Source organism: Bacteroides sp. 224, assembly GCF_010500995.1.
GTDB lineage: Bacteria > Bacteroidota > Bacteroidia > Bacteroidales > Bacteroidaceae > Bacteroides.
In genome coordinates, this window is the sequence record NZ_QVMK01000098.1 from 1 (window position 1) to 418 (window position 418).

1 protein-coding gene is annotated in these 418 nt (G+C 39.5%); it reads right to left on the reverse strand.

Annotation, left to right across the window (positions count from 1 at the left end; translation table 11 throughout):
* Positions 1-165 precede the first annotated feature (165 nt).
* Positions 166-418 (reverse strand): tetratricopeptide repeat protein (locus tag D0T60_RS18510; RefSeq protein WP_163219966.1); only part of this gene is annotated, 253 nt, incomplete at its 5' end.

The following is a 418-nucleotide window of genomic DNA, read 5'->3' on the forward strand; positions in this document are numbered from 1 at the left end:
AAGTGCTTGTGCGAGGTAGTGGCACAAGAAATGAAGAGAAGAGTTAATAAAATCAATATGTAGATATTACGATTCATTTATTTTTCAATGTTCAATATTCAATATTTAGTCTTTTCTCTCCCCGAAGGGGCGAGGAGTTCTATGCAGCATCCTAATTTTCAACTTTCAATTTTCAATTTTCAATTTCTTATCGTCTTCCCTTTTCTTCTTTACTTCCTCCAAGTTATGCACCGCCTCTTTCAGTCCTACCAGTGCTGCCTGGTTAAGTAACTCTTCCGCTTTATCCAGCTCACCCTGATGTAGATACACCACTCCCAGATTATTCCAAACCGAAGGGCTTTGTGGAGATACCTTTTCCAGTAAGCGTCGTGCCGTTTGGTACTCTTCATTGCTGATTAATAAGGCAGCAGCATTATTT